The organism is Cupriavidus pauculus, assembly GCF_003854935.1.
In the GTDB taxonomy this organism is placed as follows: domain Bacteria; phylum Pseudomonadota; class Gammaproteobacteria; order Burkholderiales; family Burkholderiaceae; genus Cupriavidus; species Cupriavidus pauculus_C.
Genome location: NZ_CP033969.1, coordinates 641,391 through 664,863, shown reverse-complemented (window position 1 = coordinate 664,863; position 23,473 = coordinate 641,391). Strand labels below are relative to the sequence as shown.

The following is a 23,473-nucleotide window of genomic DNA, read 5'->3' as shown; positions in this document are numbered from 1 at the left end:
TAAGACAGGGCGGCAACCGCGCCGCCCCGGTTCAATCAGTGATCGCTGCCGCCACCATGGCCGCCTGGCGCCTTGCCGCAGGCCGCGCAGACGCCGTTGACGGTCAGTTCGACGTGTTCCACCGCAAAGCCGCTCGGCACCTTGGGCGCCACGGACTTGCCGGCCGCCTCCAGGCAGTACGTGCGGTCGCAGCGCGTGCAATGGAAGTGGCTGTGCTGGCGATGGACTTCGGCGCGCGCGGCCTCGTGTTCCACCAGCGTGAAGCGGAACACGCGGTCGTTGCCGGCGCGCTTCTGCGCCAGCCCCTGGTCCACCAGCCAGTCCAGCACGCGGTAGACGGTCACGCGGTCCACGTCGCCATCGGCGGGCAGGCGGTCGATCACGGCCTGGTGCGTGAGCGGCGCCTCGGCGTCGATCAGGCACGCCAGGATGGCCACGCGCGGCTGCGTCACGCGCGCGCCCAACTGGCGCAGGCGCGACTGCGCCGCATCGACGCTGCCAGCGCTGTCGGCGGGGGCGGCACCGTGCCCGGTGTCGGCGTCCGGATGGGGGGTGGGGCGGTTCATGCGGGCGATTTAACCATAGGCCCTCACGAGTTGCAATTCAGTTGCACAAGCAGGGTCTTTTTTCGGATGGCGGCGACGTGCCTATATATATAGAGCGACGCACGCAAGGCGACTTGCGGATGCCCTTCGCACGCCGCCGACACGCTGCGGGAAGAAAATCCCAGTTTCATTACATTCGCGTTAGAAACGCCACATTCTCGCGGGTTAGCCCCTATACCTGCCGCTTGTTCCGCGTTGCTAACATCCACCTCCGGCTCCGCCTGTCGGCGGGGTTTGACGCTGCATGCCACCCATACATCCTGCCGATGGTCAGCGCGTTTTTCCGATATGGATCGACGCGTTCCGGCGCTGCGCATCGCGCGGTGCCGGCGGCAGGCGCGGCGTTGGAACGGGGAATCCCAGAAGGAACAGGAGAGACGTAATGAAACGAGTTGCAATGCATATCGCAGCCGCGCTGGCCGTTGCCGGCGTGGGTGCCTTCACGGGGGCCCAGGCTCAGGAATATCCGGGAAGCAAGCCGGTGCAGGCAGTGGTGCCGTTCGCCGCGGGCGGCCCGACCGACAAGGTGGCGCGCGAACTGACCGCCATCATGTCCAAGCACCTGGGCACGACGATCGTGATCGAGAACCTGGGCGGTGCCGGCGGCACCATCGGCGCCAAGAAAGTGGCGCAGGCCAAGGGCGACGGCTACACGATCCTGATCCACCATATCGGCATGTCCACCGCCCCGGCGCTGTACCGGAACCTGGGCTTCGACCCGCTGAAGGACTTCGAGATGGTCGGCGAACTGGCCGACGTGCCGATGGTGCTGGTGGGCAACAAGCAACTGCCGCCGGCCACGTTCAAGGAACTGCTGCCGTACATCAAGGCCAACGCCAGCAAGCTGTCGCTGGCCAACGCCGGCATCGGCTCGGCGTCGCACTTGTGCGGCCTGCTGTTCCAGAGCGCCATCCAGACCGAGCTGACCACGGTGCCGTACAAGGGCACGGCCCCGGCGCTGACCGACATCCTGGGCGGCCAGGTCAACCTGATGTGCGACCAGACCACCAACATCGCCGGCCAGCTCAAGGCCGGGTCGCTGAAGCCGTACGCCGCGATGCAGTCGCGCCGCGTGGAAGCGTTCAAGGACATCCCGACGGCCGCCGAGCAGGGCCTGCCGGGCGTGGAAGTGAAGATCTGGCACGCGATGTACGCGCCGAAGGGCACGCCGAAGCCGGTGATCGACAAGCTGTCGGCCGCGCTGCAGAAGTCGGTGCAGGACCCGACCTTCCGCGCCAAGATGGCCGAACTGGGCGCCGAGGCCGTGCCGGCCCAGCGCGCCACGCCGGAATCGCTGCGCACGTTCCTGGCGTCCGAGATCAACAAGTGGACGCCGGTCATCAAGAAGGCAGGGGTGTACGCCGACTGAGTTGCCGCGGATGCGCCGGCCGCCCGGCCGGTGCCCCCGAAGCCACGCCAGGGCCACGCGAACGACGCGTGGCCTTTTTCATTGGGCCGCCGCATCCGCCGGTGCGCCAGCGCGCCCGTGCGGAACCGCCGGGCGCCGCGCCGTGTCCGACCGTTTCCTATATTGGAAGACCGTGCCCGCCACCGGCCGCTCTTGAAAGCCCGTCATGTGGCGCCACCTACCCGGCTGACACCTCTCACGCAAAGGCACCATGGAACAGTATCACGGCACCACCATCGTCAGCGTCCGGCGCGGCAACCAGGTTGCGCTCGGCGGTGACGGACAGGTCACGCTCGGCAATATCGTGATGAAGGGGACGGCCCGCAAGGTCCGGCGCATCTACAACGGCAAGGTGCTGGTCGGCTTTGCCGGCAGCACGGCCGACGCATTCTCGCTGCTCGACCGCTTCGAGGCGAAGCTGGAAAAGTACCAGGGCAACCTGACCCGCGCGGCGGTGGACCTGGCCAAGGACTGGCGCTCGGACCGCGCGCTGCGCCGCCTGGAGGCCATGCTGATCACGGCTGACAAGGACACCACGCTGGTCATCACCGGCAACGGCGACGTGCTGGACCCCGAGGGCGGCATCGCGGCCATCGGCTCGGGCGGCGCGTACGCGCAGTCGGCTGCCAAGGCGCTGGTCGAGAACACCGAGCTGGCCCCGCGCGACGTGGTCGAGAAAGCGCTGACCATCGCCGGCGAACTCTGCATCTACACGAACACCAACTTCGTCATCGAGAGCCTCGACTGACGCGCCAACGGATTCCCATGTCGCAAACCATGACCCCGTCGGAAATCGTTTCCGAACTCGACAAGCACATCATCGGCCAGAACAAGGCCAAGAAGGCCGTGGCCGTGGCGCTGCGCAACCGCTGGCGCCGCCAGCAGGTGGAAGAGCCGCTGCGCCAGGAAATCACGCCGAAGAACATCCTCATGATCGGACCCACGGGCGTGGGCAAGACCGAGATCGCGCGCCGGCTGGCCAAGCTGGCCGACGCCCCGTTCATCAAGATCGAGGCCACCAAGTTCACCGAGGTGGGCTACGTGGGCCGCGATGTGGACACCATCGTGCGCGACCTGGCCGAGATGGCCGTCAAGCAGACGCGCGAGTCCGAGATGAAGAAGGTGCGCACCAAAGCCGAGGACGCGGCCGAGGACCGCCTGCTGGACGTGCTGCTGCCGCCGCCGCGCGACATCGGCTTCCAGCAGCAGGAGGACAAGGATTCGAACACGCGCCAGGTGTTCCGCAAGAAGCTGCGCGAAGGCCAGCTGGACGACAAGGACATCGAGCTGGAAGTGGCCGCCGCGCTGCCGAGCATGGACATCATGGGCCCGCCGGGCATGGAGGACATGACCGAGCAGATCCGCACGATGTTCGCGGGCCTGGGCCAGGGCAAGAAGGCGCGCCGCAAGATGAAGGTGAAGGAAGCGTTCAAGCTGCTGATCGACGAGGAAGCCGCCAAGCTGCTCAACGAGGAAGAGCTCAAGCACAAGGCCATCGCCAACGTGGAGCAGAACGGCATCGTGTTCCTGGACGAGATCGACAAGATCGCCAGCCGCAGCGACGTGGGCGGCGGCGAGGTGTCGCGCCAGGGCGTGCAGCGCGACCTGCTGCCGCTGGTGGAAGGCACCACGGTCAACACGAAGTACGGGATGATCAAGACCGACCACATCCTGTTCATCGCGTCGGGCGCGTTCCACCTGTCCAAGCCGAGCGACCTGATCCCGGAACTGCAGGGCCGCTTCCCGATCCGCGTGGAGCTGGAATCGCTGTCCGTCCAGGACTTCGAGGCCATCCTGACGCAGACCGACGCCAGCCTGACCAAGCAGTACCAGGCGCTGCTGAAGACCGAGGAAGTTGACCTGCAGTTCGCGCCGGACGGCATCCGCCGGCTGGCCGAGATTGCGTTCTCGGTCAACGAGAAGGTCGAGAACATCGGCGCGCGCCGGCTGTACACGGTGATGGAGCGCCTGCTCGAAGACCTGTCGTTCCACGCGACGAAGTCGTCGGGCGCCACGGTGACCATCGACGCCGCCTACGTGGACGAGCGCCTGGGCGACCTGGCGGGCAACGAGGACCTGTCGCGCTACGTGCTGTAACGCGGCGTCATCGCCAAAGCAAAAGAGCCGGACGAGGGTCCGGCTCTTTTTTTGCCTGGGCCAATCTGCCGCGCGCGTCGGTCAGTGGTTGTGCCCCGCGTGGCCGGCCGGGGCGACGAGTTCCAGCGCCGGGGCGGGCGACTTCAGCTCGCGCGGGTTCTGGCCCTCGGCCGGGATCTGGGTCCACTCGGACCTGCCGTTCTCGCATTCCTGCACCACGGGGAAGTAGAGCTTGCCGGCCTGCTCGGGCAGCTTCATCAGCAGCTGAAATTCGTCGAAATGCTGGTCGGACAGCGTGTTGCCGGACCAGCGGATGGTGCGCACGTCGTCCTCGATGGTCCGGCCGTGCGAGGTGTAGGGCTTGGCCAGTCTGGCGCGCTGCACGTCGAGCTGCCAGCCGGGCTTGGGCTGCGGACGCGCGCCCTGCACGCCGTCCGGGACGGTGACAGTGATGGCCTTGGTCGCGCTGCCCTGGCAGCCATGGCCCACCAGCAGCACGCCCTTGAAGTAGCTGCCCGCGCTGGCCTGCTTCTGTTCGAAGACGATGTGGGCCGAGGCCAGCGACGCGGCGGCGGCCAGCAGCAGGGCGATGAACGTGCGGAAGATCATGGCGGAACGGAGATGGACGGAAAGTGCGTCAGTCTAGCGGCGGGCCGCGATGGCCACCCTGCGGCGTGGTGCCGCAGTGGCGCGGCACCGGCAAACAAGTCGGCCGTGTTTCAGCGCCGTGCCGCGCGATCTCGGCCCCGTAACCCGCGTAAGCATTGGTAAGCATGCTGGCGTCCGGCCCCGCGCCGATGAGACCCTTGCGCACCTTGTTGGTCGATGGACCGATGCGGGAGCCACCGCATTCTGCACAAATACCTACCGGGAGTCTGCCTTGCGCACCACCTTCTTCAAGAGCAACCGCGTGCGAAAACGCCGCGTTGCCATGGCCACCGCCGCCGTGGTCGGCGCCATCACGGCCGCCACCGTCTTTCTCTGCATCCGTCCCGCCATGCTGCCGACGGCCACCGCCGCGGCCATGCCGGCGGAGTCCGTCACGCCTGCCAAGTCGGCCAAGTCGGCCAGGTCCGTGGATTCGACCGGCCGCGGCGCAGCCGTGGCGGCCGAAGCGATGGCGTCCGGCGCGCTCGTCACGCTGGCCGACCGCCACGCCCGCGACGCGGCGCGCATGGCCGAGGCGTCGAACGATGACGACCTGGGCTGGGACTACGTCCAGCTTCGCCTCTGAACCGTTTGTCGATGCCCCGCCGGCGCGCGCCCGGCGGCCGGTAGCACGATCAGCGCGATACCGGCCGTTTGCCGAGCTTGCGCTGCAACGTGCGCCGATGCATGTTCAGCGCCCGCGCCGTGGCCGAGATATTGCCGCCGTGCTCGGTGAGCACGCGCTGGATGTGTTCCCATTCCAGCCGCGCCACGGACAGCGGCACCGGCTCTTCCAGCGCGGCCTCGGCCGCATCCTCCGAAATCCCCGCCATCAGCGCCGTCAGGATCGAGTCGACATTGGCCGGCTTGGCCAGGTATTCGTCGGCGCCCTGCTTCACGGCCGCCACGGCCGTGGCGATGCTCGCGTAGCCGGTCAGCACCAAGATCCGCGCGTCGGGCAGCGCCTGCCGCAGCGGCGCCACGAAATGCAGCCCCGACTCGGCGGCCGTGCCGCTGGCCTCGGGCGGCGGCCCCAGGTGCAGGTCCAGCGTGACGTAGGCAAAGGCCGTGCGCGCCGCCATGGCCAGCGCGCTGCTGCCGGTGTGCGCCACCTGCACCGCATAGCCGCGCCGCGTCAGCGCCCGGGCCAGCGTGCCCGAGAACACCTCGTCGTCATCGATCACAAGGAAGGGCGTGCCCGCGGGGGCGTCGGTGGGCACGTTGGCGGGAGCGTCGGTCATCACGATTCGTAGGCGGAGGTAGGGAGGGGCGCCTGCCCGGCCGTGGCCAGGGGCAGGAGCAGTTCGGTCACGGTGCCGCCGGCGGGGTTGTCGCGCCACGCCAGCCGGCCGCCGAGCTGGCGCGCGGCGCTCTGCGCCAGGTACAAACCGATGCCCTGGCCGCCGTGGCGGCTGGTCACCGGCGCCTCGCCCAGCTTGGCGCGCAGGTCCGGCGCGATGCCGCTGCCGTGGTCGGTCACGCGCCAGACCAGCGCCCCGGCCGTGCGCGTCACGTCCAGCGCCAGCGGCGGGGCCTGGCCCGGCGCGCCGCCGGCGGCCTGCTGGCTGCGCGCGGCATTGTCCAGCACGATGGTCAGGATCTGGCTCACGCGCGCGGTGTCCACGGCCTGCGCGCCGGCGTCGGGCGAGACATCGGCCTGCAGGCTGGCCTGCGGATGCCGGAGCTGCCAGCGTTCGACGAACGCGGCAATCCAGCCGTCGATGCGCTGCGGCGCCAGCGTCTCGTTGTCCTCGCGCAGCCGGGCCAGGATCGTGCGGCACAGGTCTAGCTGCTGCTCCATGGTGCGCAGGTCGGGCAGGTAGGCGGCCACCGGGGTTTCGCCGCGCGCGGTGTCCGCGGCATCGGCACGCAGTTCGCCGGCGATCACGGCCAGCGTGGCCAGCGGCGTGCCGATCTCGTGGGCCACGGCGGCGGCCTGGTCGTTGAGCGCTTCCACGCGTGCCTCGCGCAGCAGCAGCTCGCGGGCCTGGTTGAGCTGGGCGTCGCGCTGGCGCAGCACGTTTGACAGGCGCGCCACGAAGAACGCGATCATCACCGCGCTGGCGACGAAGTTGAGCCACATCCCGGCCAGGTGGTAGTTCACCGCGTTGTCGGGGTTGTGCAGGTGCAGCGGCAGGTATTCCAGCAGCAGCAGCGAATAGCAGGACAGCGCGTACAGCGCCAGCACCACCACCAGCCGCCACGGCAGGATGGCCGCCGCGATGGCCAGCCCGGGCAGGTAGAACGACACGAACGGGTTGGTGGCGCCGCCGGTGTAGAACAGGATGGCCGACAGCGCGCTGAGATCGACCAGCATCTGCACCATCAGCTCGCCGTCGCCGGGCATGGTGCCCCGCGTGGCATGCCAGCGCAGCCGCGCCACCGTGTACAGGTTGAAGGCGGCCTGCACCGCGAACAGGAACAGCAGCGGCTGGTACGGCAGGATGATGCCGGCGGCCGATTCGCACGACACCAGCAGCATCGCCTGCCCGGCCAGCAGCGCCCAGCGCAGCCAGCACAGGCGGCGCAGGCTGACAAGGCTGTGACGTTGCGCCGGCACGCCGAAGATGGCGGGCGGCGGGGCGGGGGACAGGTCGATCTGGGCAGGCATGGCGCGAGTGTAGCAATGCTGCGCGCGGCTGCCCGCGATGCGACACCGTGCCGCATTCAGGCGCGGCGGCGGTGCTGCCAGACTACGCGGTTGCGTGGCGCGGCAGGACGACGTCCGGCGCGCCGTGGTCTAATGATCGCCCCTGAAATGCCCCCTTCGAGCCCCATCGTGGAAAGGTTACCCATGCAAGCCAAAGTCCGCGCGGCGCGTGCCGCCGCTATCGTCACCCTTGGCCTGGCCGGCCTGCTGGCCAGCGCCCAGGCCATGGCCCAGGTCGACGTCACCGACGCCTGGGTGCGCGGCACGGTGCCGGCGCAGACCGCGTCCGGCGCGTTCATGACGATCCATGCGCACGATGCGGCCAAGCTGGTCGGCGTGTCGTCGCCGGTGGCATCGGCCGAGCTGCACGAGATGAAGATGGACAACAACGTGATGCGGATGCGGCAAGTGCCGTCGCTGGACCTGCCGAAGATGCAGGACGTGCAGCTCAAGCCGGGCGGCTACCACGTGATGCTGATGGGCCTGAAGCAGCAGCTCAAGGCCGGCGACACGGTGCCCATCACGCTGAAGTTCGAGCAGAACGGCAAGCTGACCGAGCAGACCGTCAAGGCCGAGGTGCGCGACGTGACCGCGCCGGCCGCCCAGCCGGCCGGCCACATGCAGCACAAGCACTGAGCACCGGGATTGCCCGGCGGCGGCGCGCCGCTCAGCCGCGCAGGCTGATGGCCGCCGCGTCCTCGTCCTCGGGCGCGGCCACGGCCTGGCGCACGCGCTCGCGCAGCCAGGTGTGGCCCGGATCGGCGTCGGCCTTCTCGGGCCAGATCATGCTGTAGGTGAAGCCGGGGATCGTGAACGGCGCCTCGAAGATCGCCAGGCGGCTGTCGGCCAGCGCTTCCAGGCTGCGCCGCGCCGTGGTCAGGACCATGTTGGTGCCGACGATCAGCGCCGGCGCCACGCTCCAGTGCGGCACCGAGCAGGCGATCTTGCGCCGCCCGCCCAGCCGCGTCACCGCCGCGTCGATGGCCTCGCCGCGCTCGGTGGCGGCGGTCACCAGCACGTGGGAGCGCGCCAGGTAGGCCACGTGGTCGAGCCGGCCCGTGTCGCGCACCGTGGCGGCATCGACCGCGCAGGCGAAGTCATCGTCGAACAGCACCGCCGTGCGCACGCCCTCGGGCTCGAACGCAAAGGCGCCCAGCGCGATGTCCAGCTCGCCGTCCGCAATCTGGGCCGTCATCGTCTCGCGGCTGGCCTGCGTGACCACCAGGTCGATATTGGGGGCCGCCCGGCGCAGCGCGCGCAGCAGGCGCGGCAGCACCACCAGTTCGCCATAGTCGGACATCGCCATGCGGAACGAGCGCCGCGCCGTGGCCGGCTGAAACCCGCCCGGCCCCAGCAGGATGCGCACCTGCGCCAGCGCCTCGGCCAGCGGGGCGGTCAGTTCGTGGGCCCGGGGCGTGAGCACCAGCCCGCCCTGGCCGCGCACCAGTAGCGGATCGTCCAGCAACTGCCGCAGCCGCGCCAGCGAATGGCTGACGGCCGGCTGGCTGAGCTGAAGCCGCAGCGCCGCGCGCGAGATATGGCGTTCGGCCAGCAGTGCTTCCAGCACCACCAGCAGGTTGAGGTCGATTCCACGAAGGCTATTCATGACGCGAATGTTAAACCGGAGTGGGCCCGTTTTGTCATTCGCGTAACCGCAGGCGCGAAAAAATTCACGACGGATTGGGAGGTGTCTCAGACTGGCGACGTTTCAGGCAGTCCGGACAGAGGCAATGCTGGCCCGGCACGATCTGGCGCGCCGGCAGCAGCGGCAGGCTGGCGCACCAGCATTCGGGCAGCCCCGCCGCGTACCCGCAGACGAAGGCCGCACCGCAGGCGCTGCAACGCTCCACGGGCCGCAGGCGCCCGGCCTGGATCGTCGACGGGTCGGTCATGGCGTGTATCCTTGTTGCATTGCCGCAGTTGCAATGCCGCCGCCGGTTTCTTGTAGAATCGGCGCCTGCCCGCATTGCCGGGTCGCCCCGTATCGCCGTCCTGCGGCGGACGGTTCGTCATGATACCTGCTCCAGATCACACGGAATGTCCGAAGCCATGAACGCTGACAATCCTGGGCCTGCCACCACGTCGGTAGCGGCCATCGCCCCCGCCCTCAAGGCCGAAATCCTTGCCGAGGCCCTGCCCTACATCCGCAAGTTCCACGGCAAGACCATTGTGGTCAAGTACGGCGGCAACGCGATGACCGAGGAAAAGCTCAAGCACGGCTTTGCGCGCGACGTGATCCTGCTGAAGCTGGTGGGCATGAACCCGGTGGTGGTGCACGGCGGCGGCCCGCAGATCGACGAGGCGCTGAAGAAGGTGGGCAAGGTCGGCACGTTCATCCAGGGCATGCGGGTGACCGACGAGGAAACGATGGAAGTCGTGGAATGGGTGCTTGGCGGCGAGGTCCAGCAGGACATCGTCATGCTGATCAACCAGTACGGCGGCCAGGCGGTGGGCCTGACGGGCAAGGACGGCGGGCTGATCCGCGCCAAGCGCCTGCAGATGCCCGACCGCGAGAACCCGGGCACGTTCATCGACATCGGCTACGTGGGCGACATCGAGGCGATCAACCCGGCCGTGGTCAAGGCGCTGCAGGACGACGCGTTCATCCCGGTGATCTCGCCGATCGGCTTCTCCGACGATGGCCAGGCGTACAACATCAACGCCGACGTGGTGGCCGGCAAGATGGCCGAGATCCTGAAGGCCGAGAAGCTCGTCATGATGACGAACATCCCCGGCGTGATGGACAAGAAGGGCAACCTGCTGACCGACCTGTCGGCGCGCGAGATCGAGGAACTGTTCGCCGACGGCACCATTTCGGGCGGCATGCTGCCGAAGATCTCGTCGGCGCTCGATGCCGCCAAGAGCGGCGTGCATTCGGTCCACATCATCGACGGCCGCATCGAGCACTCGCTGCTGCTGGAAATCCTGACCGAACAGGCGTTCGGCACGATGATCCGCTCGCACTGAGCGCATTTCCCCCGGGGGCCCGCGCTGCGCGGGTTCCCGTCCCTTCCCATTCAGGTTCACAATCCCGGCGTGTTCATCCGACAGCCCACCCAGCGTCGCGGCAGGGACCGCGCTCGCCGCCAATCGTCCGCCGAGGGCCCGCGCCATCGCCCGCGCCGGCACCTGCTGCGCGGAGCGGCCGGCGACAACGGCGGCCGCACGGTCTGGCTGTTCGACCTCGACAACACGCTGCACGACGCCTCGCACGCCATTTTCCCGGCCATCAACCGGCTGATGACGGCCTACGTGGCGCGCGTGCTGGGCAGCGACGAGGCCACGGCCAGCCGCGTGCGGGTGGAATACTGGCAGCGCTACGGCGCCACGCTGCTCGGCATGATCCGCCACCATCAGGTGGACCCGGCCGACTTCCTGCGCGCGGCGCACCATTTCCCCGAACTGGCCGACATGGTGCGCGTGCGTCGTGGCCTGGCGGCGGCGCTGGGGCGGCTGCCGGGGCGCAAGATCCTGGTCACCAACGCGCCGCGCGACTACGCGCTGGCCGTGATGGCGGTGGCCGGCATCGACCGGTATTTCGAGCGGGTGGTGGCCATCGAGGACATGTGGGTGCACGGCCATTTGCGTCCGAAGCCTGACCGGCGCATGCTGCGCCGGTTGCTGGCCCAGACCGGCGTGGCGCCGCGCCGCGTGGTGCTGGTGGAAGACACGGTCTCGCACCTGAAGGCGTACGCCGGGCTGGGCATCCGGACGGCCTGGGTGACCGGCTTCCTGCGCACGCTGGCGCCGTCGCGGCCCCACGTGGTGCCGGCGCAGGCCGGCGCGGCGCGCGATGCGGCCACGAAGTCAGCGCTGGCTGCCGAGGATCGGCAGCATGTGGGCCATGCCGCCCAGGAGCGCTCGGTGACGCTGGTGGCGGCCGAGAGCCAGGACCCGTCGGCCGGGCAGCCGGGCCCGACTGCGGCAACGGCACCACAGATGGCGGCCGATGCCACCCCCAGGGTGCGCGCGCGCGTGGTGAATCGCCCGGGATATGTGGACATAAAAGTACAATTGATGCATCAACTCCTACGACAAAAGCGGAGAATCGGGTCATGACGCAAACCATCGCTCGCGAGGCAGGGGCAGCCATGCCAGTTGCCCAACCGGCCCAGGCGGCCATCGATCCGGAGGCGCCGGCCCGCAAGCGCCCGCGCCCGGGCGAACGCCGCATCCAGATCCTGCAGACGCTGGCCGGCATGCTCGAACATCCGCGCGGGGAAAAGATCACGACGGCCGCGCTGGCCGCCCGGCTGTCGGTGTCCGAGGCCGCGCTGTACCGGCACTTCGCCAGCAAGGCGCAGATGTTCGAAGGGCTGATCGGCTTCATCGAGCAGACGGTGTTCGGCCTGATCAACCAGATCACCACGCAGGAGGAACACGGCCTGCGGCAGGTGCAGGCCATCGTGCGGATGCTGCTGAACTTTGCCGAGAAGAACCCGGGCATGACGCGCGTGCTGACCGGCGAGGCGCTGGTGGGCGAGCACGAGCGGCTGCAGGAACGGATCAACCAGATGATCGACCGCATCGAGGCGTCGCTGCGGCAGTGCCTGAAGGTGGCGGTCACGCAGGCCGCGTTCCCGGCCGACGCCGACATCCCCGTGCGCGTGGCGCTGATCACGGCCACGGTGCAGGGCCACTGGCACCGCTACGCGCGCAGCGGCTTTCGCAAGCTGCCGGGCGACAACATCGACGCCCAGCTGCGCGTGCTGCTGGGCTGAACGCGGGCCGCGCCGCGGCGGCTGGCAGGCCGGCATGAGCACGGCGCGCGCTTTGCACTATAATGTGCGGGTCGCGCCGATTTGATGACTGGCTTGCGGGCGCGCGGCAGCGGGAGGACGTCTCTCCGGTTGCCAATATAAATGCGGCTAAAGAGGTTGGGTTGGTGCCTCGCGGATGCTGTTTCCGCCCGAAGCGCTGACACGCGGAACCCCGCGAGAAGCCCGACTTGGCTGCGAATCCCACGCATTGGCCGGTCGGGTTTTTTTATGCCCGCTGATTTCACGCGGGCCTGTTCCATGACCGATGTCGCTCCTCCCGCTGGCGTGCTAGACGTGCCGACCGATTCCGTCGGCGTCGTCACGCCCCAGCGCCTGCATTTCGCCGAACCCTTGAAGTTGCGCAACGGCACCCAGCTTGCCGGCTACGACCTGATGGTCGAGACCTACGGCACGCTCAACGCCGCGCGCAGCAACGCCGTGCTGGTGTGCCACGCGCTGAACGCGTCGCACCACGTGGCCGGCATCGCCGCCGACAATCCGCGCGATATCGGCTGGTGGGACAACATGGTGGGGCCGGGCAAGCCGCTCGATACCGACCGCTTCTTCGTCATCGGCGTGAACAACCTGGGGTCGTGCTTCGGGTCCACGGGGCCGATGAGCACCAACCCGGCCACGGGCGCCCCGTATGGCGCGCTGTTCCCGGTGGTGACGGTGGAGGACTGGGTCAACGCGCAGGCGCGCGTGGCCGACCACTTCGGCATCGAGCAGTTCGCGGCCGTGATGGGCGGCAGCCTGGGCGGCATGCAGGCGCTGGCCTGGAGCCTGATGTACCCGGACCGGCTGCGGCACTGCATCGTGGTGGCGTCCACGCCGAAGCTGTCGGCGCAGAACATCGCGTTCAACGAGGTGGCGCGCAGCGCCATCCTGTCCGACCCTGACTTCCACGGCGGCAACTACTACGCGCACAACGTCAAGCCCAAGCGCGGCCTGCGCGTGGCGCGGATGATCGGCCATATCACGTACCTGTCCGACGAGGACATGGCCGAGAAATTCGGCCGGACGCTGAAGGCCGAGGACATCCGCTTCTCGTTCGACGTCGAGTTCCAGGTGGAAAGCTACCTGCGCTACCAGGGCGACAAGTTCGCCGAATACTTCGACGCCAACACCTACCTGCTGATCACGCGCGCGCTGGACTACTTCGACCCGGCGCTGGCCTTCCAGGGCGACCTGACCAGGACCATGGCGCAGACGCACGCGAAGTTCCTGGTGGTCAGCTTCAGCACCGACTGGCGCTTTGCGCCGAACCGCAGCCGCGAGATCGTCAAGGCGCTGCTCGACAACAAGCGGCAGGTGTCGTACGCCGAGATCGACGCGCCGCACGGCCACGACGCCTTCCTGCTGGAAGACCCGCGCTACCACAACCTGATGCGCGCCTACTACGCGCGCATTGCCGAGGAGATCGGTGCATGAACGCCGCCGCCAATCCCAACATCCTCGCGCTGCGTCCGGACTTTCGCGCGATTGCCCGCTGGGTGGAGCCGAACTCGACCGTGCTGGACGCCGGCTGCGGCGACGGCAGCCTGCTGCGCGTGCTGCAGGACGAGCTGGACGTGAAGGCGTACGGCATCGAGATCCGCGACGAGGAAGTGCTGGCCTGCGCGCAGAAGGGCGTCAACGTGATCCAGCAGAACCTGGAGGGCGGGCTGGCGCTGTTCGAGGACAAGAGCTTCGACACGGTGATCCTGTCCCAGACGCTGCAGACCATCCACAACACGGCCCAGGTGCTGCGCGACACGCTGCGGGTGGGCCGCGAGTGCATCGTCTCGTTTCCGAACTTCGGCTACTGGCCGCACCGGCTGTCGGTGTTCCAGGGCCGCATGCCGGTGTCCGAATCGCTGCCGTACCAGTGGTACAACACGCCCAACGTACGGGTGCTGACGATCCGCGACTTCGAGGAACTGGCGCCCAAGGTGGGCTTGCGCGTGCTGGACCGCGTGGTGATGCACGAGGGCGTGACCGTGAACTGGGGCGTCAACTGGCGCGGCAGCCTGGCGGTGTACCGGGTGGCGGCGGCCTGACCCAGGCGGCGGCCCCGGCACGTCCCTAGCTTGACGCAAGCCTCTGGCGGGCATACCGTACGCAAGTTAGCGAACGATCGTACGTTTTTCCTGCCCGAGGTTGCCCCCATGACATCAGCGCCCCTGCATCCGCTCGACCAAGCCCTGCAACTGGAACCGGCCGGCGAACATCGCTCTCGCGGCCATACCAGCCAGGCCTACTGGAACATGATCGGGCCGTTTGGCGGCGCCACGGCGGCGGTCATGCTGAGCGCCGCGCTGCGCCACCCCGAGCGGCTGGGCGACCCCAGCGCGCTGACCGTCAACTTTGCCGGGCCGATTGCCGAGGGCGCGTTCGAGGTGGTGGCGCGGCCGTCCCGGACCAACCGGTCCACCCAGCACTGGCACCTGGAACTGCTGCAGAACGGCGAGATCACGACCACCGGCAGCGCCGTGTTTGCCGTGCGCCGCGATACCTGGCGCTGTGGCGAGGCGACGATGCCGGCTGTGCCGGCGGCCGATGCGCTGCCCCAGATGGGCGGCTTTGCCCCGGTGAAATGGCTGGGCAGCTACGACATGCGCGCCGTGCGCGGCGCCAAGCCGACGACCGAGCCCGGCACCGAGCATCCGGACAGCCTGACGCAGTTCTGGCTCCGCGACCAGCCGCCGCGCACGCCGGACTACGCCGCCATGGCGGCCTGGTGCGACGCGTTCTACCCGCGCATCTTCCTCAAGCGCGCGGGCTTCGTGCCGGCCGGCACCGTGTCGCTGACCACCTATTTCCACGCCGATGCGGCCACGCTGGCCGCGCTGGGCCACCGCCACGTGCTGGGCAGCGCGCAGGCGCGCGTGTTCCGGCAGGGCTTCTTCGACCAGACCGCCGAGATCTGGAGCCCCGACGGCGACCTGCTGGCCAGCTCGCACCAGATCGTCTACTACAAGGAATGACCCTCAGGCCGGGCGCGCCACGGCGGCTTCGGCCGGCTCGCGCGCCTGGGCCTCGTAGCGGTGCACGGTCCCGCGCATCGCCCAGAGCAGCGCCACGCCGGGCAGCGCCGCGACGACCGTGCCCAGGTAGAACGGCGCCCAGCCCCAGGCTTCGACCATGTAGCCCGACGTCGGGCCCACGTAGACGCGCCCGATCGACGCCAGCGCCGACAGCAGCGCGTACTGCGTGGCCGAGAACGCCCGGTTGCAGAGCGTCATCAGCAGCGCCACGAACGCGGCCGTGCCCATGCCGCCGCAGATGTTTTCCACCGCGATGGTGGCGGCCATCGTCCACAGGTGCGGCGGCGTCACGGCCAGCATCCAGTAGCCCAGGTTCGACCCGGCCTGGAGCAGCCCGAACAGCATTAGCGACCGGTACAGCCCCAGCCGCACCATCAGCGATCCGCCAAACAGCGCGCCCAGGATGGTGGCCGCCAGGCCCAGCGTCTTGTTGACGATGCCGACCTGGCCGGGATCGAAGCCCAGGCCGCGGATCAGGAACGTGGTGGACAGGCTGCCCGCGAAGGCGTCACCAAGCTTGTAGAGCACGATCAGCAGCAGCAGCCACCACGCGCCCTGCCGGCCGAAGAAGTCGCGCAGCGGGCCCAGCACGGCCTCTTCGAGCGAACGCGGCGCGCGCGCCGGCGCATCGGGTTCGGGCGCCCAGAACAGCGTGAGCAGCCCAACCCCCATCAGCCCGGCCATCAGCAGGTACATGTTCGACCAGCCGAGCACGCGGTCCGCCAGATACAGCGCCAGCCCGCCCGACACCAGCATCGCCAGCCGGTAGCCCAGCACCTTGACCGCCGCCCCGGCGCCGCGCTCGGCGGGGCGCAGCACGTCGGTGCTGTAGGCATCGAACACGATGTCCTGCGACGCCGACAGGAAGGCCACCAGCGTGGCCAGCGCGGCCAGCGTCCAGAGGGCCTGCTGCGGCGGGCAGAACGCCATGGCCGCGATGCTGGCCACCAGCCCGAGCTGCGTCACCAGCAGCCAGCCGCGCCGGCGCCCCAGCAGTGGCGGCGTGTAGCGGTCCATCAGCGGGGCCCACAGGAACTTGAAGATATACGCCTGCCCCACCAGCGAGAAGAAGCCGATGGTCTTGATGTCGAGCCCTTCCACGGTCATCCAGGCCTGCAGGGTGCCCGATGTCAGCGCCAGCGGCAGGCCCGAGGCAAAGCCGAGCGTGAGCATGGCGCCGATGCGGCGGTTGCGGAAGATGTCGAGGTAGGTATGGAAATTCATGATGGGGTGGCGCCGGGGCTGGCGTGTATTATTGCATCACCGTCCGCGCCGCCCCGCGGACTTTTCACGTACGCTTGGTGCCGTATCCGCGCCTGCCCGCGCGCCGGCCGCCCGTTCATCCCATCCTGCCCCAGATCATGCGCCAGTCCTGCCTGCGTCCCATGCTCGCCGCCGTGGCCTGTGCCATGGCGCTGCCCGCCCTGGCCCAGGAGGTGGCGCTGGTGGCCGCGCCCGACGACGGCGTGCGCGTGGAGCGCCGCTATTCGAAAGTACGCGAGATCGTGCCGATGGAGGTCATCGACCAGCAGGCCGCCCGCGAGTACGAGCAGGTCAAGCAGGAAGCCATCGCGCGCCGCACGCTGCTGGACGACGACCACCCGCAGGTGCGGCGGCTGCGCGAGATCGGCATCCGGCTGCTGCCGCAGACCGTGCTCTGGAATCCGCGCGCCGGCCGCTGGCCGTGGGAAATCAACGTGATCCGCGCCAAGCAGGTCAATGCGTTCTGCATGCCGGGCGGCAAGATGGCCGTCTACACCGGGCTGCTGGACGACCTGAAGCTGACCGACGACGAAGTGGCCGTGGTGATGGGGCACGAGATTGCCCATGCGCTGGAAGAGCATGCGCGCCAGCGCGCGGCGCAGGCCGAGATCTCGAACCTGGGCGCCAACGTGGTGTCGCAGCTCACCGGGTTTGGCAACCTGGGCAACATGGATATTGGCTCGAACGCCAGGATGCTGTCGCTGCGGTTCTCGCGCGCCGAGGAGACGGAAGCGGACCTGATCGGCATGGATATCGCCGCCCGCGCCGGCTACGACCCCCGCGCGGCCATCACGCTCTGGCAGAAGATGGGCAAGTTCCTGCAGGCCGGCGACGAGTTCACGTCGACCCATCCGTCCGGCCGCACCCGCATCGCCGTGCTGGAGGCGCACATGAAGGAAGTGCTGCCGCTGTACGCCAGCAGCATGAACATGCCGATGGAAAAACTCGCGCCCTACCAGCCGAACATGGCCAACCTGGGCGGCGCGCCGGTCGACGCCGGCGACGAGGACCGCATGCGGCCGCTCAAGCCATGAAAAAACCGGCTCCAAGGAGCCGGTTTTGTTTTGCGGGCCGGGAAGGGGGCGCCTTCCCGCGTCGCCGCCGCGCTCAGGCCGCCAGGCCCGTGGCCTCGTCGGCGCCGATGCGCACGTTCATGCACTGCACGGCCGCGCCGGCGGCACCCTTGCCCAGGTTGTCCAGGCGCGCCACCAGGTTGAGCTGGTCGGCGTTGCCGAACACGAACAGGTCCACGCGGTTGGTGTCGTTGCTGCCCTGGACGTCGAAGAAGCCCTTGTCCAGGTTCTCGTCGCTGTTGTACGGGTGCACGCGCACGAACTGCTCGCCTTCGTAGTGCTTGCGGTAGATGTCCAGGATGGCCTCGGCATCGGCCTTGCGCGACAGCAGCGACGGGTACACCGGCACCGTCACCGACAGGCCCTTCAGGAAGTTGCCGACGATCGGGTTGAAGATCGGCGCCCGCGCCAGCTCGCCCTGCACGCGCATTTCCGGCAGGTGCTTGTGCGCCAGGCCCAGCGCGTACGGACGCGGGCTCATCAGCTTCGGGTTACCGCCGGCCTCGAACTCGGCAATCATCGACTTGCCGCCGCCGCTGTAGCCGGTCAGCGAGAACGCCGAGACCGGGTAGTCGGCCGGCATCAGCCCGGCTTCCACCAGCGGACGCACGGCCAGCACGAAGGCGCTGGCGTGGCAGCCCGGCACCGCGATGCGGTTGCTGGCGCGGATCTTGTCGCGCTGGCCGCGCGTCAGCTCGGGCAGGCCATACGCCCAGTCGTCGGCGGTGCGGAACGCCGTGCTGGCGTCGATCACGCAGGTATCGGGATTCGTGACCAGCGAGACGGCCTCGCGCGAGGCAACGTCCGGCAGGCACAGGAAAGAGACATCCGAGGCGTTCAGGAAGCGTGCGCGCTCCTGCGGGTCCTTGCGCTTGTCATCGGCAATGCGCAGCAGCTCAACATCGGAGCGACCCGAGAGATAGTCAAGCAGCCGGAGACCCGTGGTGCCTTCCTGACCATCGACGAACACTTTGAAAACCATGGCGGACTCACTGTGAAAAATGCGAAGAGTCTCCTGTCCTGGGGGGCGGAGAACCTGCATTGTAGCGAGGTTGGGGGCCGGACGTGGGGTTTACGCCAAAACCGCCGTTGCGATCTGGCGCAGTTCCGTCGTGGCGAAAAATCGCCAAGTCGGTTCCGCACCCGGACCTGCTGGAGGAACTGCGCTCCATCCGACGCATGACGCAGTTACGGCCACCCGCCGGCCGCCGCGCCAGGGGTCACGCCGGCATCACAACGGAAAATCGTAGTCGATCGACAGCGGCGCGTGGTCGCTGAACTTCTCGTCCTTGTAGATGGCGCAGGCCTTGGCCGTGGCGGCGATCCTGGCGGTTGCCAGGTGGTAATCGATACGCCACCCGACGTTCTTGGCGTAGGCCTGGCCGCGGTTGCTCCACCACGTGTACTGCTCGGGGCGCGGGTCGAGCTGGCGGAAGACGTCGACGTACCCGTGGCTGTCGAACAGCGCGCCGATCCACGCACGCTCCTCGGGCAGGAAGCCGGAGTTCTTCAGGTTGCCCTTCCAGTTCTTGATGTCGATTTCCTTGTGCGCGATGTTGACGTCACCGCACAGCACGATCTCGCGGCCAGTGGCCTTGAGCTGGAGCAGGTGGGGCAGGAACGCTTCCATGAATCGGAATTTCGCCAGTTGGCGTTCCTCGCCGCTGGACCCGGACGGCACATAGACCGAGATCACCGCAAGGTGCGGATACTGCACCTCGACGTAGCGGCCTTCGGCGTCGAACTCGGCGCAGCCGAACCCGGTCACCACGCGCTCCGGTTGGTGGCGCGTGTACAGGCCCACGCCGCTGTAGCCCTTCTTCTCGGCGTAGTGGAAGTAGCCGTGATAGCCATGTGGCGCCAGGAAGGCGTCGGTCATGTCGGCCTGCTGGGCCTTCAGTTCCTGCACGCAGACCATGTCCGCGTCCTGCTTGCCCATCCAGTCGAAGAAGCCCTTCTTGTGGGCCGAGCGGATGCCGTTGAGGTTGGCGCTGATAATCCGTAACATCTCGGGAAATTTTGAATTCAGAGAGAAAAGATGACGCAGCAGACGACGCCGGATGCCCTGAGCCAGACCTTCATCCGCTTTGCGCTGGACGCGGGCGTGCTGTCCTTTGGCGAATTCGTGACCAAGGCCGGCCGCAAGTCGCCGTATTTCTTCAACGCCGGGCTGTTCAACCAGGGCGCGATGCTGGGCCAGGTGGCGCAATTCTACGCGAAGACCCTGATCAACTCGGGCGTGCAGTTCGACGTGCTGTTCGGGCCGGCCTACAAGGGCATCACGCTGGCATCGGCCACGGCGGTGGCGCTGGCCGGCATGGGCCGCGACGTCGGGTTTGCCTACAACCGCAAGGAAGCCAAGGACCATGGCGAAGGCGGCACGCTGGTTGGCGCGAAGCTGCAGGGCAAGGTGGTGATCGTCGACGACGTGATCTCGGCCGGCACCTCGGTGCGCGAGTCGATGCAGATGATCCGCGCGGCCGGCGCGGAGCCGGCGGCGGTGCTGATCGCGCTGGACCGCATGGAAAAGAGCGGCACCGCCGACGACATCGGCACCCATTCGGCCGTCCAGGACGTGCAGCGCGAGTACGGCGTGCCGGTCATCGCCATCGCCACGCTCAAGGACCTGCTGGCGTACCTGGATGCCTCGCAGGACCCCGCGTTGGGGAACTCTCGTGACGCTGTCGCGGCCTATCGTCAGAAGTACGGCGTCTGACCTGGAACCAGGCCCCGCACGGGGCCTTTTTCTTTGGTGGACGAAACATTCCCGGCGGTCATTCAGCGGAGCAACGGCGTGGCGACAAAACGCGTGGCGCGGCAAGGCGCGGCGAAGGCAAGGACGGAAACAACGGACGTGAGCGGGCAGGCGCGGCCCCCCAGGCAGGCGATCCAGCGCGAAGTGGGCGCCCAGGTGCCGCCACCGCAGGATTCCGCGCCCGCCGCGGCCACGCCGGCCGAGGCGAAACGCCCCGCGCGCCGCAAGGCCGCGCTACCGCTGGAACACTGCGCGCCGGACGCGCCGCCGCACGAGGGTCCCGCCCACGAGGCCTATGCCATCCGCGCGCTCGTGCTGCAGGGCGGCGGGGCGCTGGGGTCGTACCAGGCCGGCGTCTACCAGGGGCTGGCCGAGGGCGGCATCCATCCGAACTGGGTGGCGGGCATCTCGATCGGCGCGCTGAACGCGGCGGTGATCGCCGGCAATCCGCCCGAGACGCGCGTGGCGCAGCTTCGCGCGTTCTGGGAATACATCTGCGCCCAGCCGTGGCTCCCGGGGCTGCCGCTGGACCTGCTGACGGAAGCCGCGCCGCTGTGGCCGGAGCCGATGCGCGTCTGGTTCGACAGCCTCAACGCCACGCGCGCGCTGCTGGAAGGCCAGCGCGGCTTCTTCTCGCCGCGCGCCATCACGGACCTCTGGGCGCGCTTCGACGATCCGGGCAGCGCCAGCTACTACGACACCGCGCCGCTCAAGGCCACGCTCGAACGGTTTGTCGATTTCGACCGGGTCAACCGGCCCAGGGAGATGCGGGTGTCGGTGGGCGCGGTGAACGTGCGCACCGGCAACTTCGCGTACTTCGACAACACGCGCATGACGCTGCGGGCCGAGCATTTCATGGCGTCGGGCGCGCTGCCGCCCGGTTTTCCGGCCGTGGAGATCGATGGCGAGTACTACTGGGACGGCGGGCTGGTCTCGAACACGCCGCTGCAGGAGGTGCTGGCCGCCCAGCCGCGGCGCGACGCACTGATCTTCCAGGTCGATCTCTGGAGCGCGCGCGGCAAGCTGCCGCACAACCTGCTGGACGTGGCCGAGCGCCAGAAGGACATCCAGTATTCCAGCCGCACCCGCGCAATCACCGACTACATGCGCGAGCAGCAGAACTACCGCCGGATGCTCAGCGAGCTGATGGCGCTGGTGCCGCCCTCAAAGCGCGACGACCCGTGGTTCCGCCGCGCCGCCGACCACGCCTGCGACGCGCGCCGCAACGTGATCCAGCTCATCTACCGCGACAAGACCTTCGAAGGCAGCGCCAAGGACTACCAGTTTGGCGTGTTGACGATGCACGAGCACTGGTCCAGCGGGCTCGACGATATCCGCGACACGTTGAAGCACCCCCACTGGCTGGCGATGCCCAGCGCCGAGCGCCCGTTCGTCACCCACGACGTGCATCGCGGCAACGGCGACACCTGACGCGCGCCGCTACTCGACGACCACCTTGGCCAGTTCCGGCTTGGGTGGCGGGTAGTCGGGCCGCAGTTGGTCAAAGGTGGTCTTGAGGATGTCCGCGACCACCAGGTTGCGGTGGCTCTTCGAATCGGCCGGGACGATGTACCACGGGCTCTGCGGCGTGGCCGTGGCCGCGATGGCGTCCTCGTAGGCGCGCTGGTACTCCTTCCAGAACTTGCGCTCGGCCAGGTCCTGCATGTCGAACTTCCAGTGCTTTTGCGGATCGGCAATGCGCTGCTCCAGCCGCTGCTTCTGCTCGTCCTTCGAAATGTGCAGGAAGCACTTGACGATCGTGGTGCCCGTTTCCACCAGCATTTGCTCGAACTCGCGGATCTGCCGGTAGCGGCGCTTGCATTCTTCGTCGTCGATCCAGCCATGCACGCGCGTGATCAGCACGTCTTCGTAGTGGCTGCGGTTGAAGATCACGATCTCGCCCTTGCGCGGCACCTGCGCGTGCACGCGCCACAGGTAGTCGCGCGCCAGTTCCTCGGGTGTCGGCGACTTGAAGCTGGCGATGCGGATGCCCAGCGGATCGAAGCTGCGGAACACCGATCGCACGGTGCCGTCCTTGCCGCTGGTATCCATCCCCTGCAGCACGATCAGCAGCTTGTGCCGGTGCTCGGCGTAGAAGACGTCCTGCACGGCATCGAGCTGCTGGGCCAGCTCTCCCAGCCGCGCCTCGTCGGAAGCCTTGCTGCCCGTGGACAGCGGCTTGCCGCCCGCGTCGAAGTTCGCCAGCTTGAACCCCTTGCCGGCGGTGATACGAAAATCGTCCAGCGTCATGCGCGCTCCCGGTGACCGTGCGTTCGATCCGCCATGGTCGGGCAAGCCGCTGGTGGCGTCAATCGCCGAGCGCGTCGAGGTCGATGGTGCCGTCGAACACCGTGGTGGCGGGGCCGGTCATCTGCACGGGCTGGCCGGGGCCTTGCCAGGCGATGGTCAGGTCGCCGCCGTGGGTGTGGACCTTGACCGGCGAATCGAGCAGGCCGCGCTGGATGCCGGCCACCACGGCCGCGCAGGCGCCCGTGCCGCAGGCCAGCGTCTCGCCGGCGCCGCGCTCGAAGACGCGCAGGTTGATCGTGTGGCGGTCGGCGATGGCCATGAAGCCCGCGTTGACGCGGTTCGGGAACGCCTTGTGGTGCTCGATGACCGGGCCGTCCTGCAGCACGGGAAACTGCTCGACGTCGTCCACCACCTGCACCGCGTGCGGGTTGCCCATCGACACGGCCGAGATCCATTCGGTACGGCCGTTGATCTCCAGGCCGTAGAGCGTGTCGGCGCCTTCGGTGCGCGTGGGCAGGCCGTCGGGCAGGAACGGTACGCGCGCCGGCGTCAGTTCCGGCGCGCCCATGTCCACGGTGACCTGCCCGTCGTCCTGCAGCGTCAGCGTGATCACGCCGTTCATCACCTCCACGCGCACCGAGCGCTTGTCGGTCATGCCCTTGTCGGTGACAAAGCGTACGAAGCAGCGGGCGCCGTTGCCGCAGTGCTCCACCTCGCCGCCATCGGCATTGAAGATCCGGTAGCGGAAGTCGACGTCGTCGCGTGACGATTGCTCCACAATCAGGATCTGGTCGGCACCGATGCCGAAGTGGCGGCTGGCCAGCGCGCGCCATTGGGCTTCGGTCAGGTCGAGCTTCTGGTGGATGCCGTCCAGCACGATGAAATCGTTGCCGGCGCCGTGCATCTTGGTGAACTGGAGTTTCATGGTGCCGATTGTA

Annotated in this window: 25 protein-coding genes; 14 read left to right on the top strand and 11 right to left on the bottom strand. The window is 68.4% G+C overall.

What is annotated here, in order from left to right; genetic code table 11:
• Nucleotides 1-35: 35 nt before the first annotated feature.
• Nucleotides 36-566 (bottom strand): Fur family transcriptional regulator, encoded by a 531-nt coding sequence (locus EHF44_RS04755; protein ID WP_124682688.1) that lies wholly within the window; start codon nt 564-566, stop codon nt 36-38.
• 421 nt (nt 567-987) lie between these two features.
• Here EHF44_RS04755 and EHF44_RS04750 point away from each other — a divergent pair, with 421 nt between their 5' ends.
• The 3 genes from EHF44_RS04750 to hslU all read left to right on the top strand — a co-directional run bounded on the left by EHF44_RS04750 (nt 988) and on the right by hslU (nt 4,110).
• Nucleotides 988-1,974 carry a tripartite tricarboxylate transporter substrate-binding protein gene (locus tag EHF44_RS04750; protein ID WP_124682687.1) on the top strand — a complete coding sequence of 329 codons (987 nt, stop codon included), beginning with the start codon at nt 988-990 and terminating at the stop codon, nt 1,972-1,974.
• Between the two features lie 250 nt (nt 1,975-2,224).
• Nucleotides 2,225-2,761 carry an ATP-dependent protease subunit HslV gene (gene hslV / locus EHF44_RS04745; protein WP_124682686.1) on the top strand — a complete coding sequence of 179 codons (537 nt, stop codon included), beginning with the start codon at nt 2,225-2,227 and terminating at the stop codon, nt 2,759-2,761.
• A 17-nt stretch (nt 2,762-2,778) separates the two neighbouring features.
• A complete protein-coding gene (gene hslU / locus EHF44_RS04740; protein ID WP_124682685.1) occupies nt 2,779-4,110 on the top strand; it encodes an ATP-dependent protease ATPase subunit HslU in 1,332 nt (443 codons plus the stop codon).
• A gap of 81 nt (nt 4,111-4,191) precedes the next feature.
• Here the strand turns inward: hslU and EHF44_RS04735 are convergent, their stop codons facing one another.
• Nucleotides 4,192-4,719, bottom strand: a complete 528-nt coding sequence (locus EHF44_RS04735) for a YcnI family copper-binding membrane protein (RefSeq protein WP_124682684.1) — start codon at nt 4,717-4,719, stop codon at nt 4,192-4,194.
• Nucleotides 4,720-5,041: 322 nt separating this feature from the next.
• Here EHF44_RS04735 and EHF44_RS04730 point away from each other — a divergent pair, with 322 nt between their 5' ends.
• Nucleotides 5,042-5,344: a hypothetical protein gene (locus tag EHF44_RS04730; RefSeq protein WP_172966090.1), complete on the top strand. Its 303-nt coding sequence runs from the start codon at nt 5,042-5,044 to the stop codon at nt 5,342-5,344.
• Nucleotides 5,345-5,393: 49 nt separating this feature from the next.
• Here the strand turns inward: EHF44_RS04730 and EHF44_RS04725 are convergent, their stop codons facing one another.
• Entirely contained in the window at nt 5,394-5,999 is a 606-nt protein-coding gene (locus EHF44_RS04725; protein WP_124682682.1) for a response regulator transcription factor, read from the bottom strand.
• Nucleotides 5,999-7,369, bottom strand: coding sequence for an ATP-binding protein (locus EHF44_RS04720; protein ID WP_124682681.1), 1,371 nt, complete (start codon nt 7,367-7,369; stop codon nt 5,999-6,001). The genes EHF44_RS04725 and EHF44_RS04720 overlap by 1 nt, the downstream gene beginning before the upstream one ends.
• Nucleotides 7,370-7,552: 183 nt before the next feature.
• Here EHF44_RS04720 and EHF44_RS04715 point away from each other — a divergent pair, with 183 nt between their 5' ends.
• Nucleotides 7,553-8,044, top strand: a complete 492-nt coding sequence (locus tag EHF44_RS04715; RefSeq protein WP_124682680.1) for a copper chaperone PCu(A)C — start codon at nt 7,553-7,555, stop codon at nt 8,042-8,044.
• Nucleotides 8,045-8,075: 31 nt separating this feature from the next.
• On the opposite strand, the gene EHF44_RS04710 is transcribed toward EHF44_RS04715, so the two are convergent.
• Together EHF44_RS04710 and EHF44_RS04705 are read right to left on the bottom strand one after the other, a co-directional pair.
• Nucleotides 8,076-9,014, bottom strand: a complete 939-nt coding sequence (locus EHF44_RS04710) for a LysR family transcriptional regulator (protein ID WP_124682679.1) — start codon at nt 9,012-9,014, stop codon at nt 8,076-8,078.
• A gap of 64 nt (nt 9,015-9,078) precedes the next feature.
• Nucleotides 9,079-9,300: a cysteine-rich CWC family protein gene (locus tag EHF44_RS04705; RefSeq protein ID WP_124682678.1), complete on the bottom strand. Its 222-nt coding sequence runs from the start codon at nt 9,298-9,300 to the stop codon at nt 9,079-9,081.
• Between the two features lie 157 nt (nt 9,301-9,457).
• Between EHF44_RS04705 and argB the strand changes: the two genes are divergently transcribed.
• The 6 genes from argB to EHF44_RS04675 all read left to right on the top strand — a co-directional run bounded on the left by argB (nt 9,458) and on the right by EHF44_RS04675 (nt 15,134).
• Nucleotides 9,458-10,375, top strand: coding sequence for an acetylglutamate kinase (argB, locus tag EHF44_RS04700; RefSeq protein ID WP_124682677.1), 918 nt, complete (start codon nt 9,458-9,460; stop codon nt 10,373-10,375).
• A 69-nt stretch (nt 10,376-10,444) separates the two neighbouring features.
• Nucleotides 10,445-11,467 (top strand): HAD-IA family hydrolase, encoded by a 1,023-nt coding sequence (locus tag EHF44_RS04695; RefSeq protein ID WP_124682676.1) that lies wholly within the window; start codon nt 10,445-10,447, stop codon nt 11,465-11,467.
• Nucleotides 11,464-12,129 (top strand): nucleoid occlusion factor SlmA, encoded by a 666-nt coding sequence (slmA, locus tag EHF44_RS04690; protein WP_124682675.1) that lies wholly within the window; start codon nt 11,464-11,466, stop codon nt 12,127-12,129. The genes EHF44_RS04695 and slmA overlap by 4 nt, the downstream gene beginning before the upstream one ends.
• A 297-nt stretch (nt 12,130-12,426) precedes the next feature.
• Nucleotides 12,427-13,599, top strand: a complete 1,173-nt coding sequence (metX, locus tag EHF44_RS04685) for a homoserine O-succinyltransferase MetX (RefSeq protein ID WP_124682674.1) — start codon at nt 12,427-12,429, stop codon at nt 13,597-13,599.
• Nucleotides 13,596-14,207, top strand: coding sequence for a methionine biosynthesis protein MetW (metW, locus tag EHF44_RS04680; protein WP_124682673.1), 612 nt, complete (start codon nt 13,596-13,598; stop codon nt 14,205-14,207). Before metX ends, metW begins: the two co-directional genes overlap by 4 nt.
• Before the next feature lie 108 nt (nt 14,208-14,315).
• Nucleotides 14,316-15,134, top strand: a complete 819-nt coding sequence (locus EHF44_RS04675) for an acyl-CoA thioesterase (protein WP_124682672.1) — start codon at nt 14,316-14,318, stop codon at nt 15,132-15,134.
• A gap of 3 nt (nt 15,135-15,137) precedes the next feature.
• Here the strand turns inward: EHF44_RS04675 and EHF44_RS04670 are convergent, their stop codons facing one another.
• Nucleotides 15,138-16,418 (bottom strand): muropeptide transporter, encoded by a 1,281-nt coding sequence (locus EHF44_RS04670; protein ID WP_124682671.1) that lies wholly within the window; start codon nt 16,416-16,418, stop codon nt 15,138-15,140.
• 137 nt (nt 16,419-16,555) lie between these two features.
• Here EHF44_RS04670 and EHF44_RS04665 point away from each other — a divergent pair, with 137 nt between their 5' ends.
• Entirely contained in the window at nt 16,556-17,491 is a 936-nt protein-coding gene (locus tag EHF44_RS04665; protein WP_124684995.1) for a M48 family metallopeptidase, read from the top strand.
• A 73-nt stretch (nt 17,492-17,564) separates the two neighbouring features.
• Here the strand turns inward: EHF44_RS04665 and argC are convergent, their stop codons facing one another.
• Together argC and EHF44_RS04655 are read right to left on the bottom strand one after the other, a co-directional pair.
• Nucleotides 17,565-18,512 (bottom strand): N-acetyl-gamma-glutamyl-phosphate reductase, encoded by a 948-nt coding sequence (argC, locus tag EHF44_RS04660; protein WP_253699980.1) that lies wholly within the window; start codon nt 18,510-18,512, stop codon nt 17,565-17,567.
• Nucleotides 18,513-18,761: 249 nt separating this feature from the next.
• Entirely contained in the window at nt 18,762-19,538 is a 777-nt protein-coding gene (locus EHF44_RS04655; protein ID WP_124682669.1) for an exodeoxyribonuclease III, read from the bottom strand.
• A 30-nt stretch (nt 19,539-19,568) separates the two neighbouring features.
• On the opposite strand from EHF44_RS04655, the gene pyrE reads away from it, so the two are divergent.
• Together pyrE and EHF44_RS04645 are read left to right on the top strand one after the other, a co-directional pair.
• Complete coding sequence (gene pyrE / locus EHF44_RS04650; RefSeq protein WP_124682668.1) at nt 19,569-20,246, top strand: orotate phosphoribosyltransferase; 678 nt, start codon at nt 19,569-19,571, stop codon at nt 20,244-20,246.
• 138 nt (nt 20,247-20,384) lie between these two features.
• Nucleotides 20,385-21,716 (top strand): patatin-like phospholipase family protein, encoded by a 1,332-nt coding sequence (locus tag EHF44_RS04645; protein ID WP_313838919.1) that lies wholly within the window; start codon nt 20,385-20,387, stop codon nt 21,714-21,716.
• A 9-nt stretch (nt 21,717-21,725) separates the two neighbouring features.
• On the opposite strand, the gene EHF44_RS04640 is transcribed toward EHF44_RS04645, so the two are convergent.
• Together EHF44_RS04640 and dapF are read right to left on the bottom strand one after the other, a co-directional pair.
• The gene (locus EHF44_RS04640) at nt 21,726-22,535 is read right to left on the bottom strand and encodes a polyphosphate kinase 2 family protein (protein WP_124682667.1); all 810 of its coding nucleotides are present in this window, start codon (nt 22,533-22,535) and stop codon (nt 21,726-21,728) included.
• A gap of 58 nt (nt 22,536-22,593) precedes the next feature.
• Nucleotides 22,594-23,460, bottom strand: a complete 867-nt coding sequence (gene dapF, locus EHF44_RS04635) for a diaminopimelate epimerase (RefSeq protein ID WP_124682666.1) — start codon at nt 23,458-23,460, stop codon at nt 22,594-22,596.
• Between the last annotated feature and the right edge of the window lie 13 nt (nt 23,461-23,473).